This window comes from Pseudooceanicola sp. DL12 (genome assembly GCF_056270665.1).
Genome location: NZ_CM149884.1, coordinates 3,954,883 through 3,970,960, shown reverse-complemented (window position 1 = coordinate 3,970,960; position 16,078 = coordinate 3,954,883). Strand labels below are relative to the sequence as shown.

Annotated in this window: 12 protein-coding genes; 10 read left to right on the top strand and 2 right to left on the bottom strand. The window is 66.9% G+C overall.

All coding sequences use genetic code 11. The features are described from left to right. The first annotated feature begins 217 nt into the window (after positions 1-217). On the top strand, positions 218-1,351 hold the full coding sequence (locus tag AC0WR5_RS18620; RefSeq protein WP_475865299.1) for a 5-methyltetrahydropteroyltriglutamate--homocysteine S-methyltransferase: 1,134 nt from the start codon (positions 218-220) through the stop codon (positions 1,349-1,351). Here the strand turns inward: AC0WR5_RS18620 and AC0WR5_RS18615 are convergent. Continuing rightward, on the bottom strand, positions 1,348-2,331 hold the full coding sequence (locus AC0WR5_RS18615) for a GlxA family transcriptional regulator (RefSeq protein ID WP_475865298.1): 984 nt from the start codon (positions 2,329-2,331) through the stop codon (positions 1,348-1,350). The two genes, AC0WR5_RS18620 and AC0WR5_RS18615, sit on opposite strands and share 4 nt — an antisense overlap. Before the next feature lie 93 nt (positions 2,332-2,424). On the opposite strand from AC0WR5_RS18615, the gene AC0WR5_RS18610 reads away from it, so the two are divergent. The 9 genes from AC0WR5_RS18610 to glnT all read left to right on the top strand — a co-directional run bounded on the left by AC0WR5_RS18610 (position 2,425) and on the right by glnT (position 12,794). After that, the gene (locus AC0WR5_RS18610; protein WP_475865297.1) at positions 2,425-3,690 is read left to right on the top strand and encodes a sarcosine oxidase subunit beta family protein; all 1,266 of its coding nucleotides are present in this window, start codon (positions 2,425-2,427) and stop codon (positions 3,688-3,690) included. A gap of 9 nt (positions 3,691-3,699) precedes the next feature. Continuing rightward, positions 3,700-3,984 (top strand): sarcosine oxidase subunit delta, encoded by a 285-nt coding sequence (locus AC0WR5_RS18605; protein WP_475865296.1) that lies wholly within the window; start codon positions 3,700-3,702, stop codon positions 3,982-3,984. Next, entirely contained in the window at positions 3,981-6,929 is a 2,949-nt protein-coding gene (locus tag AC0WR5_RS18600) for a sarcosine oxidase subunit alpha family protein (protein WP_475865295.1), read from the top strand. The genes AC0WR5_RS18605 and AC0WR5_RS18600 overlap by 4 nt, the downstream gene beginning before the upstream one ends. Next, entirely contained in the window at positions 6,922-7,491 is a 570-nt protein-coding gene (locus AC0WR5_RS18595) for a sarcosine oxidase subunit gamma (protein ID WP_475865294.1), read from the top strand. The genes AC0WR5_RS18600 and AC0WR5_RS18595 overlap by 8 nt, the downstream gene beginning before the upstream one ends. A gap of 76 nt (positions 7,492-7,567) precedes the next feature. Further along, positions 7,568-8,209 carry a helix-turn-helix domain-containing protein gene (locus AC0WR5_RS18590; protein ID WP_475865293.1) on the top strand — a complete coding sequence of 214 codons (642 nt, stop codon included), beginning with the start codon at positions 7,568-7,570 and terminating at the stop codon, positions 8,207-8,209. Positions 8,210-8,367: 158 nt separating this feature from the next. Then, positions 8,368-9,255: a class II glutamine amidotransferase gene (locus AC0WR5_RS18585; protein WP_475865292.1), complete on the top strand. Its 888-nt coding sequence runs from the start codon at positions 8,368-8,370 to the stop codon at positions 9,253-9,255. Positions 9,256-9,258: 3 nt separating this feature from the next. Continuing rightward, positions 9,259-9,942, top strand: a complete 684-nt coding sequence (locus AC0WR5_RS18580; RefSeq protein ID WP_475865291.1) for a protein GlxC — start codon at positions 9,259-9,261, stop codon at positions 9,940-9,942. A 10-nt stretch (positions 9,943-9,952) separates the two neighbouring features. Beyond that, positions 9,953-11,278, top strand: a complete 1,326-nt coding sequence (locus AC0WR5_RS18575) for an FMN-binding glutamate synthase family protein (RefSeq protein WP_475865290.1) — start codon at positions 9,953-9,955, stop codon at positions 11,276-11,278. A gap of 199 nt (positions 11,279-11,477) precedes the next feature. Next, positions 11,478-12,794 (top strand): type III glutamate--ammonia ligase, encoded by a 1,317-nt coding sequence (gene glnT / locus AC0WR5_RS18570; protein WP_475865289.1) that lies wholly within the window; start codon positions 11,478-11,480, stop codon positions 12,792-12,794. 144 nt (positions 12,795-12,938) lie between these two features. Here the strand turns inward: glnT and AC0WR5_RS18565 are convergent, their stop codons facing one another. Beyond that, complete coding sequence (locus tag AC0WR5_RS18565; RefSeq protein WP_475865288.1) at positions 12,939-16,061, bottom strand: efflux RND transporter permease subunit; 3,123 nt, start codon at positions 16,059-16,061, stop codon at positions 12,939-12,941. Positions 16,062-16,078: the final 17 nt, after the last annotated feature.

Genomic DNA, 16,078 nt, shown 5'->3' with positions numbered 1-16,078 from the left:
GCGGCTGCGCGCCCGGTGCCTTGTGTCGCCCGTTTCCCTGCCCATAGCTTCGGGGTTGAAAGCAGATGACGCAGACTTTCCGCATCTTGCTGGCGGTGCCCTGACCGGCGCGGCCGGGCGGATCACCATCACAGATTTTCCAGGACGATGACCCGCGGCCGGTTCACCGGCGGCGCGGGAGAGAATGTGCCGGGCCGGACCCGGCGAAAGGACCGAGATGAAAGATACAGAAACCACGAACCAGGGCGGGGCGGCCAACCGTGCGCTGCCGCCGTTCCGTGCCGACCATGTGGGCAGCCTGCTGCGGCCCAAGACCGTGGCCGAGGCGAAATTCCTGCCCGCCGAAGAGCGGCGGGCGGTGGAGGATGCCGCGATCCGCGGCCTGGTGAAGATGCAGGAGGACGTGGGCCTGAAGGTGGTGACCGACGGCGAGGCGCGCCGCGACTACTGGCATTTCGATTTCTTCCGTGCGCTGAAGGGGGTGGAATTCACCTCTGGCGACAATCCGAAATTCGCCAACGGCAATGCGCCGGAGGACACGCCGGCGATCACCGGGGCGCTGGATTTCCCCGCCGATCACCCGATGCTGGATCACTATCGCTTCCTGGCTGAAACCACGAAGGTCTGTCCCAAGATCTCGATCCCCGGGCCCTCGGTGCTGCACATCGGGATCACGGACGAGCTGAACCATCACGCGCCCTACCGCAAGGATCGCGAGGCGCTGCTGGAGGCCATGGCCGCGACCTGGAAGAAGGCGGTGCAGGGGTTCTATGACGCCGGCTGCCGGTACCTGCAGATCGACGACATCATCTTTGCCTTCCTGGGCGACCCGGCGCACCAGACGCGCCTGAAGGAGACGCGGGGCCTCGATGCGGAATGGCTGGTGGACAGCTATGCCTGGATGCTGAACGAGGCGATCAAGGACCGCCCCGAGGACATGGTGATCGGCATGCACATGTGCCGCGGCAACTTCCAGTCGAGTCACGCGGCAGAGGGCGGGTATGACATCTCGGCCGATGCGATCTTCAACAGGACGGACGTGGATGTCTACTTCATGGAGTACGACACCGAACGGGCCGGGGGGCTGGAGCCGCTGCGGCTGCTGCCGAAGGGCAAAAAACGCGTGATGGCCGGGTTCATCACCACCAAGACGCCCGAACTCGAGAAGGACGATGACCTGTGGCGCAAGTTCGACGAGGCGTCGAAATTCGTCGACATGGACCAGCTGGGCATCGCACCGCAATGCGGCTTTGCTTCGACCCACCACGGCAACCACGTGACCGAGGACGACCAGCGCCGCAAGCTGGAGCTGGTGGTGCGCACGGCCGAGAAGATCTGGGGCGAGGCCTAGGCCCCGCGCGGGTGGCGCCCCTCGCGGGGGGCGCTGCCGAAATGGCGGCGATAGGCCGCGGCGAAATGGGCGGGCGTGGCAAAGCCCGTCATCGCCGCCACCTCGCCCACCGGCAGGGCGGTTTCCACCAGCAGCGCACGCGCGGTGTCGAGACGGAGCTGACGGTAGAGATCCATCACGGAGAGGCCCGTGGCGGCCTGCACCCGGCGCTGAAGTTGTCGCGGGCTGAGGCCCGAAAGCGCCGCGACCTGATCGAGAGAGAGCGGATCGGCGATATGGCTCTCCATCAGGTCGATGGCGGCCTGCACGGGCGCGGGCAGAGGGCCGAAGGGCGCGGGCGCGGCGGATTGCTGTTCGGCCTCGGGCGGGCGCACCTCGGCCTGCAGGAACCAGTCTGAAATGCGGGTGGCAAAGACCGAGCCGTGATCGCGCGAGATGATCGTGTGCATCATGTCGAGCGGCGAGGTGCCGCCGGCGCAGGTATAGCGCGCGCGGTCGATCACGAAGAGGCGCCGTTCGAGGATGGCGGTTTCGGTGAGCGCGGGCATGTCGTCGAAATGGTGCCAGTGGACGGTATAGCGGAAGCCCTCGAGCAGGCCGGCGCGGGCGAGGATGACCGCGCCGCCGGAGATCGCGCCGAGCGCGACGCCCGCGCGGTCGCAGCGGCGCAGCCAGGCAAAGAGCACGGGATCCTGGATCAGCGCCGGATCGCCCCCGGCCACCACGAAGACCAGGTCGAAGGTCACCCCGGCGCGGGAGAAGGGCAGTGCCTCGAAGCTGCTGCCCGAGGAGGCGCGGACGGTCGGCTTGCCGAGCGAGAGAACGGTGACCTCGTAGAGCGGTTCGGCCGAGAAGAGATTGGCCGCGCGCAGCGGTTCCATCGCCGAGGCGGTGGACATCATGGCGTAGCCGTCGACCAGCAGGAAGGCGATGCGGCGGAGCGGCGGGCGCGGAGGCGCGGGCGGGATGATCTCTGACATCATGGCATTTAGAGAAAAGTATATGTCCTTTTCAAGACAGATCCTGGGGCGCGGCATGGCTAGACAGGGGCCGATTGCAAAGGGAGCATCTGCATGGGTTTGTTTCGGGGATTCTCCGGTCTGAGGGTGGCGGTGGACACGCTGCGCGGCCACAAGGGGCTTAAGCCGCTGTGGCGCAATCCCGACCCGAAGGCCGAATATGACATCGTGATCGTGGGCGGCGGGGGCCATGGCCTCTCGACCGCCTTCTACCTGGCGAGCGAGTTCAGGGAGCTGAAGGTGGCCGTGCTGGAGCGCGGCTGGCTGGGCTCGGGCAACATCGGGCGCAACACGACGATCATCCGCTCGAACTACCTGCTGCCCGGCAACGAACCCTTCTACGAGATGTCGATGAAACTCTGGGAGGGGCTGGAGCAGAGCTTCAACTTCAACGCCATGGTCAGCCAGCGCGGAATCATCAACCTGATCCATACGGATGCGCAGCGTGACGCCTATCGCCGGCGTGGCAATGCGATGCTGCTGGCGGGTGCCGATGCCGAGCTGCTGACCCGCGAGCGGGTCGAGCACATGTATCCCTGGCTGAACTTCGAGAACGCGCGGTTTCCGATCAAGGGGGCGCTGATGCAGCGGCGGGCGGGCACGGCGCGGCACGACGGCGTGGCCTGGGGCTATGCCCGCGGTGCCGACATGCGCGGCGTCGACATCATCCAGAACTGCGAGGTCACCGGGTTCGACATCCGCGAGGGGCGGGTGCACGGGGTGGAGACCACGCGCGGCCCGATCCGGGCCAAGAAGGTGGGCGTGGCCGTGGCCGGATCGTCGAGCCGGGTGATGGCGCTGGCGGGCATGAACCGCCTGCCGATCGAGAGCCATGTTCTGCAGGCTTTCGTCTCGGAGGGGCTGAAGCCGACGATCGGCGGGGTGATCACCTTTGGCGCCGGGCATTTCTACATCAGCCAGTCGGACAAGGGCGGCCTTGTCTTTGGCGGCGACATCGACGGCTACAATTCCTATGCGCAACGCGGCAACCTGCCGGTGGTCGAGGACGTGCTGGAAGGCGGCATGGCCCTGATGCCGGCCATCGGGCGTGCGCGTCTGCTGCGCAACTGGGGCGGCATGATGGACATGTCGATGGACGGTTCCCCGATCATCGACAAGACCGGGATCGAGGGCCTCTATTTCAACGGCGGCTGGTGCTACGGCGGCTTCAAGGCGACGCCGGCGAGCGGCTTTGCCTTTGCCCATCTGATTTCCACCGACCGGCCCCACGAGACCGCCGCCGCCATGCGGCTGGACCGTTTCGCGCGCGGCTACCTGATCGACGAACGCGGCGCCGGTGCGCAGCCGAACCTGCACTGAGGTTTTTCCATGCTGATCCCACATCCCCTTCTCGGGCTGCGCGACGCGCAGGAATTCACCTATCTCGGCGACGTCAGCCTGCTGAACCGTCCCGACGGCATGGCGCCGGACGCCGAGGCCGCATTTGCCGCCTATGTCTATGAGCGCGAGAACCCCGCGGGCCTGCACCGCGAGCTGTGGTTCCACGAACAGGGCGACCGGTCCTGGCTGGTGGTGACGCGCAACACGCTGACCCACGAGATCCTGGGCGCCGAACTGGCGAGCGACTACAAGAAACGGGAGGGCGGCCAATGACGCGTCTTGCGCAGGGTGGTCTGATCGACCGCGACAGGGTTCTGACCTTCACCTTCAACGGCAAGCGCTACCCGGCGCATCCGGGCGACACGCTGGCCTCGGCGTTGCTGTCCAACGGCGTGCGCATGGTCGGCCGGAGCTTCAAGTACCACCGGCCGCGCGGCGTGGTGAGCGCCGGTAGCGAGGAGCCCAATGCGCTGGTGACCCTGCGCAGCGGCGCCCGGGCCGAGCCCAACACCCGCGCCACCATGGTGGAGATGTTTGCCGGGCTGGAGGCCCGCAGCCAGAACCACATGGGCCCGCTGGGGGCCGACCTGCTGGCGGTGAACGACCTGATGTCGCCCTTCCTGGCGGCGGGGTTCTACTACAAGACCTTCATGTGGCCCAAGGCCTTCTGGGAAAAGCTCTACGAGCCGGCGATCCGGCGCGCGGCGGGCCTTGGCAAGCTGTCGATGGAGGCGGATCCCGACCGCTATGACAAGGGCTTCCTGCATTGCGACCTGCTGGTGATCGGCGCGGGCGCGGCAGGCCTGTCGGCGGCGCTGACGGCGGGGCGTGCAGGTGCCCGCGTGGTGCTGGCCGACGAGGATTTCCGCATGGGCGGGCGGCTGCTGTCGGAAAGCCATACGCTTGCGGATGCGCCGGCCACCGACTGGGTGGCGGAGGTACTGGCCGAGCTGGCGAGCCTGCCCAACGTGCGGCTGATGCCGCGCACGACGGTCTTCGGCGCCTATGACCACGGGATCTTTGGCGGGGTGGAGCGGGTGGCCGACCACCTGCCCGAGCCGGGCGATCACGTGCGCCAGAGCCTCTGGCGGATCACGGCGAAGCGCGCGGTGCTGGCCGCCGGCGCCACCGAGCGGCACATCCCCTTTGCCGACAACGACCGGCCGGGGATCATGCTCTCCGGTGCGCTCAGGGCCTATGCCAACCGATGGGGCGTGTCGCCGACGGTGAACCACAGCGACCGGGTGGCGATCTTTACCAACAATGACGACGGCCACCGCACCGCGCTCGACCTGATGGCGAAGGGCGTGACGCTGACCGGCGTGATCGACGTGCGCGAGGATGCGCCGCGGTTCGGCAAGTACAACCTGATGCGCGGCGCGGTTGTGCGCGGCACCAAGGGATGGCACGGGTTGTCCTCGATCGAGGTCTGGCAGGACGACCGTCCGCAGTGGCTGGAATGCAGCGCGCTTGGCGTGGCGGGCGGCTGGAACCCGAACGTGCACCTGGCCTCGCATCACCGGGGCAAGCCGGTCTGGAGCGAGGACCTGCTGGCCTTCCTGCCGGGGCCGAACGGGCCGGTGGGGCTGAACGTGGCAGGTGCCGCTCGGGGCCGGGGCACCACCCATGCGGCGCTGGCCGACGGGGCCGCGGTGGCGCAGGCGGCGCTGGCCGACATCGGGATCAGTGCCACGCTGCCGGATCTGCCTGCGGCCGAGGATGCACCGCTGAACCAGGTGCCCTATTGGCATGTGCCGGGCAGGCGTCGCGCCTGGGTCGATTTCCAGAACGACGTGACGGTCAAGGACATCGCGCTGGCGGAAAAGGAAAACATGACGCCGGTCGAGCACCTGAAGCGCTGGACCACGCTGGGCATGGCGACCGATCAGGGCAAGACCGCGAACGTGAGCGCCATCGCGGTGATGGCCGAGCTGACCGGCAAGCCGATTGCCGAGACCGGCACGACGATCTTCCGCCCGCCCTATACCGGCGTGTCCCTCTCGGTACTGGGCGGTGGCGACACCGGGCAGCATTTCCGCCCGAAGCGGCTGACGCCCACGCACCATTGGGCCGAGGCGCAGGGTGCGGTCTTTGTCGAGGCCGGGCAATGGATGCGGGCGCAGTATTTCCCGCGGCCCGGCGAGACGACCTGGCGCCAGACGGTGGACCGGGAGGTGCTGGCCGTGCGCGCGGGCGTGGGCCTGTGCGACGTGACGACGCTGGGCAAGGTGGACGTGCAGGGCACCGATGCGGCGGAGTTCCTGAACCGGATCTATGCCAACATGATGGCGACGCTGAAGGTGGGGCGGGTCCGCTATGGGCTGATGCTGCGCGAGGACGGCTTTGCCTATGACGATGGCACCTGTGCGCGGCTGGCCGAGGATCACTTCGTGGTCACCACGACCACGGCGAACGCGGGGCTGTGCTATCGACAGATGGAGTTTGCGCGGCAGTGCCTCTGGCCGGAGCTGGACGTGCAGCTGATCTCGACCACGGATGCCTGGGCGCAGATTGCGGTGGCGGGGCCGAACGCGCGGAAATTGCTTAGCCGGGTGGTGGATGACCTCGACATCTCGAACGAGGCCTTCCCCTTCATGGCCTGCAGCGCGCTGACGATCTGCAACGGGCTGCGGGCGCGGCTGTTCCGGATCAGCTTCTCGGGCGAGCTGGCCTATGAGATCGCGGTGCCGGCGCGCTATGGCGCGGCGCTGATGGCACGGCTGATGGAAGAGGGTGTCGACCTGGGTGTCACGCCCTATGGCACCGAGGCGCTCTCGGTGCTGCGCATCGAGAAGGGCCATGCGGCGGGCGCCGAGCTGAACGGCCAGACCACGGCCGCCATGCTGGGCCTGGGGCGGATGGTGTCGCAGAAGAAGGACAGCATCGGCGCGGTGATGTCGCGGCGTGAGGGCCTTGCCGGCGAAAAGCGCAGCCTGGTGGGCCTTGTCGCGGTGGACGGAAAGACGCGGATCGTGCCCGGATCGCACCTGTTTGCCCTGGGTGATCTGCGCGCAACTGCACATGACCAGGGCTGGATCACATCTGCCTGCTGGTCACCGCACATGAATTGCTATATAGCTCTTGGGTTCCTGGAGGACGGGGCTGCGCGCGCGGGCGAAGAGATCGTCGCGGCCAACCCGCTGGAAGGAGAAACGACGCCGCTGCGCGTCGTCAGCCCACATTTCTTTGATCCTGAAGGAGGACGGCTCCGTGCCTGACCTTTCCCCCACGACTGCGCTTGGCGCATCGACCCCCCGGACGGCCCGCATCGGCGCGCTGACCCTGACCGAAAACACCGGCCTTGCCCTGGCATCGCTGACCCTGCGCCGCGAAGGCGGACAGCCCGTGCCCATGGGGCTGCGCCTGCCGGGGCCCGGCGGCTGGACCGGCGGCAACGGCGTCTCGGCCTTCTGGACCGGGCCGGGGCAGTGGTTCATCGAGGCCGAGGGCCGCGCCGAGGAAGATTTCGCCGGTGAGCTGAGCCGGGTGGTCAAGGGCTGTTCGGTCACCGAACAGACCGACGGCTGGGTGGCCTACGAGATCGCCAGCGCCGAGGGCGCGGCGCCGATCCTGGCGCTGATGGAGAAGACGGTGAACATCGACACCGCGGGCTTTGGCCCCGGCCGTGCCACGCGCACCGCGCTGGAGCACCTGGGCGTGTTCATCGTGCGCCGGGCCGATGATCGCCTGGCCGTCTTTGGCATGCGCAGCGCCGCCGAGAGCCTGTGGCACGCACTGGAAACCGCCGCGCGCGACATCGCGACCCCCGTCTGCGCGTGAGCTGTCGGCCGCTTGCTCCCCTGCGGTGGATCGGTCAGATTGAGCCGACCACGACCAATCCGGACGGACCCCGCAGATGAGCAACGGGCAGGAGCGCGTGAAGCCGAACCTGACGCAGAACCCCCACAAGGCCGACCGCCCGCGCGAGAAGAACCTCGAGCTGGCCATCGGGCGGGAGATCCGCGAGCTGCGCAAGCGGCAGCGGATGACCGGTGCCGAGCTGGCCCAACAGGCGGGCCTGTCCGTGGGGGCGCTGTCGAAGATCGAGAACGGCGTGGTCTCGCCCTCTCTTGCCACGCTGACGACCCTTGCCGCGGCGCTGCGGGTGCCGATCACCCAGCTGTTCCGCGGCTATGACCAGCCGCGCGGTGCCATGCACGTGAAGGCGGGCGAGGGCGTGGAGATCCAGCGCGAGGGCACCCGTGCCGGCCATCAGTACAACCTGCTGGGCCATATCGGATCGACCGAGAGCGGCGTGGTGATGGAGCCCTACCTGCTGACGCTGACCGAGGACGCGGATACCTTTCCGGTGTTCCAGCACGAGGGGATCGAGCTGCTCTACATGCTGGAGGGCGAGCTTGAATACCGTCACGGCGACAAGCTCTATCTGCTGGAGCCGGGCGACTCGCTGCTCTTTGATGCCGACGCCCCGCATGGGCCTGAGCGGCACATGAAGCGCCCGATCCGCTATCTCTCGATCATCTGCTATCCACAGTAACGGCCCTTGTGCCGAAAAATCATGCGCGTGCCGCCCCCGGGCGGGGCATTTTCGCGCGGGTAAATCATGCCTCTGAAATGTTTCTTGATAGGAATAAAATATTCCCATAGCAACAATGCCGAGACGCGGCACAGCCGCTGTGACAGGAGAGTAGAACCATGTGTGGCATCGTTGGCCTGTTCCTGAAGAAGGACGAGTTGCGCCCCCAGCTGGGCGATATGCTGACCGATATGCTGATCACCATGACCGACCGCGGCCCCGACAGCGCGGGCATCGCGATCTATGGTGACGAGGCGGACGGGGTGAAGATCACCGTGCAGTCGGATACGCCGGAGGAGGCCTTCGAGGGGCTGGACAATGCGCTGTCGGCGGCAATCGAGACGCCGGTGGCGATGAAGGTGGTGGATACCCACGCCGTTCTGACCCTGGCGAAAGAGGCCGAAGAGGCCGCGATCACCTGGCTGGAAGAGCAGGGGCTGCGCATCATGGCCTCGGGCGAATCCATGGAGATCTACAAGGAAACCGGCCTGCCCCGCGACGTGGCGGCCCGGTTCGGCATCCGCGCCATGGGCGGCAGCCACGGCATTGGCCACACCCGCATGGCCACGGAGAGCGCGGTGACGACGCTTGGTGCGCACCCGTTCTCGACGGCCGATGACCAGTGCCTGGTGCACAACGGCAGCCTGTCGAACCACAACGACATGCGCCGCAAGCTGGCCAAGAAGGGCGTGATGACCCGCACCGAGAACGACACGGAAGTGGGCGCGGCCTATATCAGCTCGCGCATTGCAGAAGGCGCCAGCCTGGGCGAGGCGCTGGAAGGCACGCTGAAGGATCTCGACGGGTTCTTCACCTTTGTCACCGGCACCAAGAACGGCTTTGGCGTGGTGCGCGACCCGATCGCCTGCAAGCCCGCCGTCATGGCCGAGACCGACGACTACGTCGCCTTTGCCAGCGAATACCGCGCCTTTGCCGATCTGCCGGGGATCGAGGCCGCCCGCGTCTGGGAGCCCGAACCCGCAACTGTCTATTTCTGGGAGCGCTGAGCGATGCATGTGATCGACCTGTCCAAGACCGAGCTGCGCGAGGTCAATGCCGCCCTGCAGGCCGCCGCGAAAGCGCAGGCCAACGAGCAATACGTGATCGAGAACCCGCGCGGATCCCACGCCATGGCGGTGGGCCTCGACGGCCCGCTGGACGTGACGGTGAAGGGCTCGACCGGCTATTACACCGCCGGGATGAACAAGGAAGCCCATGTGACCGTGGAAGGCAGCGCCGGACCGGGCGTGGCCGAGAACATGATGTCGGGCGTCGTCACCATCGAGGGGGACGCCAGCCAGTACGCCGGGGCCACGGGCCATGGCGGCCTGCTGAACATCAAGGGCAATGCCTCGAGCCGCTGCGGCATCTCGATGAAGGGCATCGACATCGTGGTGCACGGCAACATCGGCCACATGTCCGCCTTCATGGCGCAGAAGGGCAACCTGGTCGTGCTGGGCGATGCCGGCGATGCGCTCGGCGACAGCCTCTATGAAGCGCGCCTTTTCGTGCGCGGCAGCGTCAAATCCCTCGGCGCGGACTGCGTCGAGAAGGAGATGCGCCCCGAGCACATCGAGATCCTGAAGGATCTGCTGAGCCGGGCCGGGGCTGACGCCAAGCCGGAAGAATTCAAGCGCTACGGCTCGTCCCGCAAGCTCTACAATTTCAACATCGACCACGCCGACGAATACTGAGGAGCAGGACATGGACAAGACACCCCGTACCGAACCGCGCCAGTCCTGGACCTTTTCCAAGGAGGTGAACTCGGAAATCCGCCGTGCGGCAGCCACCGGCATCTACGACATCCGCGGTGGCGGTGCGAAGCGGCGCGTGCCGCATTTCGACGACCTGCTGTTCCTCGGCGCCTCGATGAGCCGCTACCCGCTGGAGGGCTATCGCGAGAAGTGCGACACCTCGGTTACGCTGGGCACGCGCTTTGCCAAGAAGCCGATCGAGCTGAAGATCCCGATCACCATCGCGGGCATGTCCTTTGGCGCGCTCTCGGGCAATGCCAAGGAAGCGCTCGGCCGTGGCGCCACGCTGGCCGGGACCTCGACGACCACCGGCGATGGCGGCATGACCGAGGAAGAGCGCGGGCATTCCGAGAAGCTGGTCTATCAGTACCTGCCCTCGCGCTATGGCATGAACCCCGATGACCTGCGCCGTGCGGACGCCATCGAGGTGGTCGTGGGCCAGGGCGCCAAGCCGGGCGGCGGCGGCATGCTGCTGGGCCAGAAGATCACCGAGCGCGTCGCCGGCATGCGCGACCTGCCGGTGGGCATCGACCAGCGTTCGGCCTGCCGTCACCCCGACTGGACCGGGCCCGATGACCTCGAGATCAAGATCCTCGAACTGCGCGAGATCACCAACTGGGAAAAGCCGATCTACATCAAGGTGGGTGGTGCGCGCCCCTATTACGACACTGCCCTGGCCGTGAAGGCGGGCGCCGACGTGGTGGTGCTGGACGGCATGCAGGGCGGTACGGCCGCCACGCAGGATGTCTTCATCGAGCACGTCGGCCAGCCGACGCTGGCCTGCATCCGCCCTGCCGTTCAGGCGCTGCAGGACCTGGGGATGCACCGCGAGGTGCAGCTGGTCGTCTCGGGCGGGATCCGCAACGGCGCGGATGTGGCCAAGGCGCTGGCACTGGGGGCCGACGCGGTTTCCATCGGGACGGCGGCGCTGATCGCGCTCGGCGACAATGACCCGAAATGGGAAGAGGAATACCAGAAGCTGGGCAGCACGACGGGCGCCTATGACGACTGGCACGAGGGCCGCGACCCGGCGGGTATCACCACGCAGGATCCGGAGCTGGCCGCGCGGCTGGACCCGATCGCGGCGGGCCGCCGGCTGCGCAACTACCTCAACGTGATGACGCTGGAATGCCAGACGCTGGCGCGGGCCTGCGGCAAGAGCCACGTACACAACCTGGAGCCGGAAGACCTCTGTGCGCTGACGATGGAGGCCGCGGCCATGGCCCAGGTGCCCCTTGCGGGGACCAACTGGTGGCCGGGCAAGCCGGGTTTCTGAGGCCGGAAGACACGACGATGGGCCGGCCCGCAAAGGGCCGGCCTTTCGCGCAAGCTGCGTGAAGATCGCGCAGCCCGGCCGCCCGGAGGCATGTCGCAGGGGCAGGGTGCTTGCCCCCGGCGCGCGGGGGCGGTTGCAATGACGAGAACAGCGGGGCGGGCAAGGCCACCGCGACAGGAACGACAGGGAAAGGACGAAAATGACCGATCTAGTGGCCTTCGCCAAGGAGAAGGGCGTCAAGTATTTCATGATCTCCTACACCGATCTCTTCGGTGGTCAGCGCGCCAAGCTGGTGCCGGCACAGGCGATCGCGGACATGGTGGAAGACGGCGCAGGTTTCGCCGGGTTCGCCACCTACCTGGACATGACGCCCGCGCACCCCGACATGCTGGCCGTGCCGGACACCGACACGGTGATCCAGCTGCCCTGGAAGCCCGAGGTGGCCTGGGTGGCGGCCAACTGCGTGATGGAAGGCGAGGAAGTGGCCCAGGCGCCGCGCAACGTGCTGCGCCGCCTGATCAAGGACGCCGAGGCCGAGCGCCTGCGGGTAAAGACGGGCATCGAGGCCGAGTTCTTCCTGCTGACGCCGGAAGGCACCGAGATTTCCGACGCCGCCGATACCGCCGCCAAGCCTTGTTATGACCAGCAGGCGGTGATGCGCCGCTACGATGTGATCAGCGAGATCTGCGATTACATGCTCGACCTGGGCTGGGGGCCGTACCAGAACGACCACGAGGACGCCAACGGCCAGTTCGAGATGAACTGGGAGTTCGACGACGCGCTGGTGACGGCGGACCGGCACAGCTTCTTCAAGTTCATGGTGAAATCCGTGGCCGAGAAGCACGGGCTGCGCGCGACTTTCATGCCGAAGCCCATCGAGGGGCTGACCGGCAACGGCTGTCACGCGCATATCTCGGTCTGGGACCTGGACGGCAAGACCAACGCCTTTGCCGGCGATGCCGGGGGGCAGATCGGTGAGGTCGGCCTGTCGGAACAGGGCGGCTACTTCCTCGGCGGGATCATGAAGCACGCCACGGCGCTGGCCTCGATCACCAACCCGACGGTGAACAGCTACAAGCGGATCAACGCGCCGCGCACCCTGTCGGGGGCCACCTGGGCACCGAACACCGTGACCTGGACGGGCAACAACCGCACGCACATGGTGCGCGTGCCGGGGCCGGGCCGCTTCGAGCTGCGCCTGCCCGATGGCGCCGTGAACCCCTACCTGCTGCAGGCGGTGATCATTGCGGCGGGCCTCTCGGGCATCCGCTCCAAGGCCGATCCGGGCCCGCGCTATGACATCGACATGTACGCCGAGGGTCACAAGGTGGAGGGCGCGCCGAAGCTGCCGCTGAACATGCTGGATGCGATCCGCGCGCTGGACGAGGACGCCGAGCTGAAGGCGATGCTGGGCGATGAATTCTCCTCTGCCTTCATCAACATGAAGCGCCGCGAATGGGACAGTTTCGTCTCGCATTTCTCGAAATGGGAAATGGAGAACACGCTCGACATCTGATCCTGCCAAGGGATCCCGGGTTACCTCCCCGACTGGCCGGGTCTTCCGCAAGGAGGCCCGGTTTTTTCATGCGCGGAGAGCGGCCACGAAAAAGGCCCCGGAGCGGCAAGCTCCGGGGCCTTCCTTCGTTGGTCGGTGAGGCGCCTACTTGGAGGCCTTCTTGCCCTCGCGGATCGCACGGCCGCCGAAGAGGCGCATGACGACCACGAAGAAGAGCGGCACCAGGAGCACGCCCAGCACGGTCGAGGCGAGCGTACCGCCCAGCACACCGGCACCGATGGCATTGCGCCCGCCGGCGCCCGCGCCGGTGGACAGCAGCAGCGGCAGGACACCCAGCGAGAAGGCCATAGAGGTCATGATGATCGGGCGGAAGCGCAGGCGCGCGGCCTGCACTGTCGCCGGGATCAGCGCCTCTCCGGCATCGAGCCTTGCCCGGGCGAATTCCACGATCAGGATCGCGTTTTTCCCGGTCAGGCCGATGACGGTGAGCAGGCCCACCTGGAAGAAGACGCCGTTTTCATAGCCGCCCAGCCAGGCCCCGATCAGCGCGCCGAGCACGCCGATGGGCATGGCCAGCATGACCGCGAAGGGGATCGTCCAGCTCTCGTAGAGGGCCGCCAGCGAGAGGAAGACCGCCGCGAGGGAGAGCGCGTAGAGCATTGGTGCCTGGTTGCCCGACTCACGTTCTTCCAGTGACAGGCCGGTCCATTGCAGCTCGAAGCCTTCGGGCAGCTGGGCTGCCAGACGCTCCATCTCGGCCATGGCCTCGCCCGAGCTGACGCCGGGTGCGCCCGAGCCCTGGATCTCCATCGCGGGCACGCCGTTGTAGCGGTAGACGCCCTGCGGGCCCATGGTCCAGTTGCCGGTGGCGAAGTTCGACAGCGGCACAAGCCCGCCGGAGTCGTTGCGCACCCGCCAGCGGTCGATGTCGGAAGGGGTGGACCGGCTATCGGCCTGACCCTGGACATAGACCTTCTTGATGCGGCCCTGGTCGATGAAGTCATTCACGTAGGAGCCAGCCCAGGCGACGGAGAGCAGGTCGCTGACATCCGTGGCAGAGACCCCCATCGCCCCGGCCTTGCGCCAGTCGATGTCGAGGTTGAACTGCGAGGCGTCCTCGAGCCCGTTGGGACGCGCCGAAGCGATCAGCGGGCTCTGTGCCGCCATGCCGAGGAGCTGGTTGCGGGCCTCCAGGAGCTGCTCGTGCGTCTGGCCGCCGCGGGCCTGCAGGTAGGCATCGAAGCCGGCGACGTTGCCCAGTTCGGGCACCGCGGGCGGCACCACCGGGAAGACGAAGGCATCCTGGATGCCCATCATCGGCATGAAGGCCCGGTCGGCGATGGCCTGGGCGCTGAGCGAGGGATCGAGACGCTCGGACCAGTCCTTGAGGCGGATGAAGGCCAGCGCCATGTTCTGCCCCTGGCCGGCAAAGCCGAAGCCCACCACGCCGAAGACCGATTCCACCGCTTCGCTCTCGTTGTTGAGGAAATAGTCCTCGACCTTCTCGAGCGTTGCCTCGGTGCGTTCGACCGTGGAGCCGGTGGGGGCCTGGATCATCACGAACATCATGCCCTGGTCCTCGTCCGGCAGGAAGCCGGTGGGGGTGCGCATGAACATCAGGATCATCACCACGACGAGACCGGCATAGAGGATCGCGAGACGCACGGGGCGTTTCACGATGCCGCCCACGGTGCGGGCATAGCCGCCGGTCAGCCGGTTGAAGCCGCGGTTGAACAGGCCGAAGGGCCCGCGCTTGGCGGCATGGCCGTTGTTGCGCAGCAGCGTGGCGCAGAGCGCCGGCGTCAGCGTCAGGGCGACGACGACGGAGAGCGCCATGGCCGAGACGATGGTGACCGAGAACTGCTGGTAGATCACGCCTGTGGAGCCGCCGAAGAAGGCCATGGGCACGAAGACCGCCGAGAGCACCATGGCGATCCCGATCAGGGCGCCGGTGATCTGACCCATCGACTTGCGCGTGGCCTCGATGGGCGAGAGCCCCTCTTCCTCCATCACGCGTTCGACGTTCTCCACCACCACGATGGCGTCATCGACCAACAGGCCGATCGCCAGCACCATGGCCAGCATGGTGAGCGTGTTGATGGTGAAGCCCAGCATCGCCATGATGCCGAAGGTGCCCAGCAGGACCACCGGGACCGCCAGCGTCGGAATGATCGTGGCGCGGAAGTTCTGCAGGAAGAGGTACATCACCAGGAAGACGAGCACGATGGCTTCGAAGAGGGTGTGTACCACGGATTCGATCGAGATCTCGACGAAGGGCGTGGTGTCGAAGGGCACGACGTATTCCACGCCTTCCGGCAGGAACTGGGCGAATTCCTCCATCCGGTGGCGCACGGCCTCGGAGGTGTTGAGCGCGTTTGCGCCCGGCGCCAGGCTGATCGCCATGCCGGTGGAGGGCTGACCGTTGTAGCGCGAGACGAAGTTGTAGCCCTCGGAGCCGATTTCGACCGTCGCGACATCATCGAGCAGCACCAGGCCGCCGTCGGTATTGGCGCGCAGCACGATCTGCCGGAAGTCCTCCGGAGTGCGCAGAAGCGACTGCGCGGTGATCGTGGCGTTCAGCATCTGGCCGTCCTCGGTGGGACGGTCGCCGAAGGCCCCGGCGGAGATCTGGGCGTTTTCCTCGGAGACCGCGGAGACCACGTCGGAGGGTGTCATCTCGAAGGCGGCGAGCTTGGCCGGGTCGAGCCAGATGCGCATGGCGTATTGCGCGCCGAAGACCTGAACCGACCCGACACCGTCGACCCGGCTCATCTCGTCGACGATGTTGGTCTGCAGATAGTCGCTGAGGTCGGTGCCGTCGAGGCGGCCATCGGTGGAGATCAGCGAGATCACCATCAGGAAGCCGGCCGAGGATTTCTGGACCGTCACCCCCTGCTTCTGAACGCTTTCCGGCAGCAGGGAGGACGCCTGGGACAGCTTGTTCTGCACCTGCACCTGGGCGATGTCCGGGTCGGTGCCGGTCTCGAAGGTGAGCGTGATCGTCGCCGTGCCGGCCGCGGAGGAGTTCGACGAGATGTAGCGCAGCCCGTCGAGGCCGGTCATCTGTTGTTCGATGACCTGGGTGACGGTATTGCCGACGGTTTCGGCCGAGGCGCCGGGATAGGTGGCACGGACCGTCACCGTGGGCGGCGCGATCTGAGGGTACTGGGCGACCGGCAGCGTCATGATAGACAGCAGGCCGACCCCCATGATGATGATCGAGATGACCCATGCAAAGATGGGCCTTTCAATGAAAAAGCGGGCCATTTAGGTGTCGCGCCTTT

What these genes read in the sequence shown, in the direction of transcription:
- AC0WR5_RS18620 (WP_475865299.1), top strand. Translation starts at nt 218, where the DNA reads ATGAAAGATACAGAAACCACGAACCAGGGCGGGGCGGCCAACCGTGCG.
- AC0WR5_RS18615 (WP_475865298.1), bottom strand. Translation starts at nt 2,331, where the DNA reads ATGTCAGAGATCATCCCGCCCGCGCCTCCGCGCCCGCCGCTCCGCCGC.
- AC0WR5_RS18610 (WP_475865297.1), top strand. Translation starts at nt 2,425, where the DNA reads ATGGGTTTGTTTCGGGGATTCTCCGGTCTGAGGGTGGCGGTGGACACG.
- AC0WR5_RS18605 (WP_475865296.1), top strand. Translation starts at nt 3,700, where the DNA reads ATGCTGATCCCACATCCCCTTCTCGGGCTGCGCGACGCGCAGGAATTC.
- AC0WR5_RS18600 (WP_475865295.1), top strand. Translation starts at nt 3,981, where the DNA reads ATGACGCGTCTTGCGCAGGGTGGTCTGATCGACCGCGACAGGGTTCTG.
- AC0WR5_RS18590 (WP_475865293.1), top strand. Translation starts at nt 7,568, where the DNA reads ATGAGCAACGGGCAGGAGCGCGTGAAGCCGAACCTGACGCAGAACCCC.
- AC0WR5_RS18585 (WP_475865292.1), top strand. Translation starts at nt 8,368, where the DNA reads ATGTGTGGCATCGTTGGCCTGTTCCTGAAGAAGGACGAGTTGCGCCCC.
- AC0WR5_RS18580 (WP_475865291.1), top strand. Translation starts at nt 9,259, where the DNA reads ATGCATGTGATCGACCTGTCCAAGACCGAGCTGCGCGAGGTCAATGCC.
- AC0WR5_RS18575 (WP_475865290.1), top strand. Translation starts at nt 9,953, where the DNA reads ATGGACAAGACACCCCGTACCGAACCGCGCCAGTCCTGGACCTTTTCC.
- glnT (WP_475865289.1), top strand. Translation starts at nt 11,478, where the DNA reads ATGACCGATCTAGTGGCCTTCGCCAAGGAGAAGGGCGTCAAGTATTTC.
- AC0WR5_RS18565 (WP_475865288.1), bottom strand. Translation starts at nt 16,061, where the DNA reads ATGGCCCGCTTTTTCATTGAAAGGCCCATCTTTGCATGGGTCATCTCG.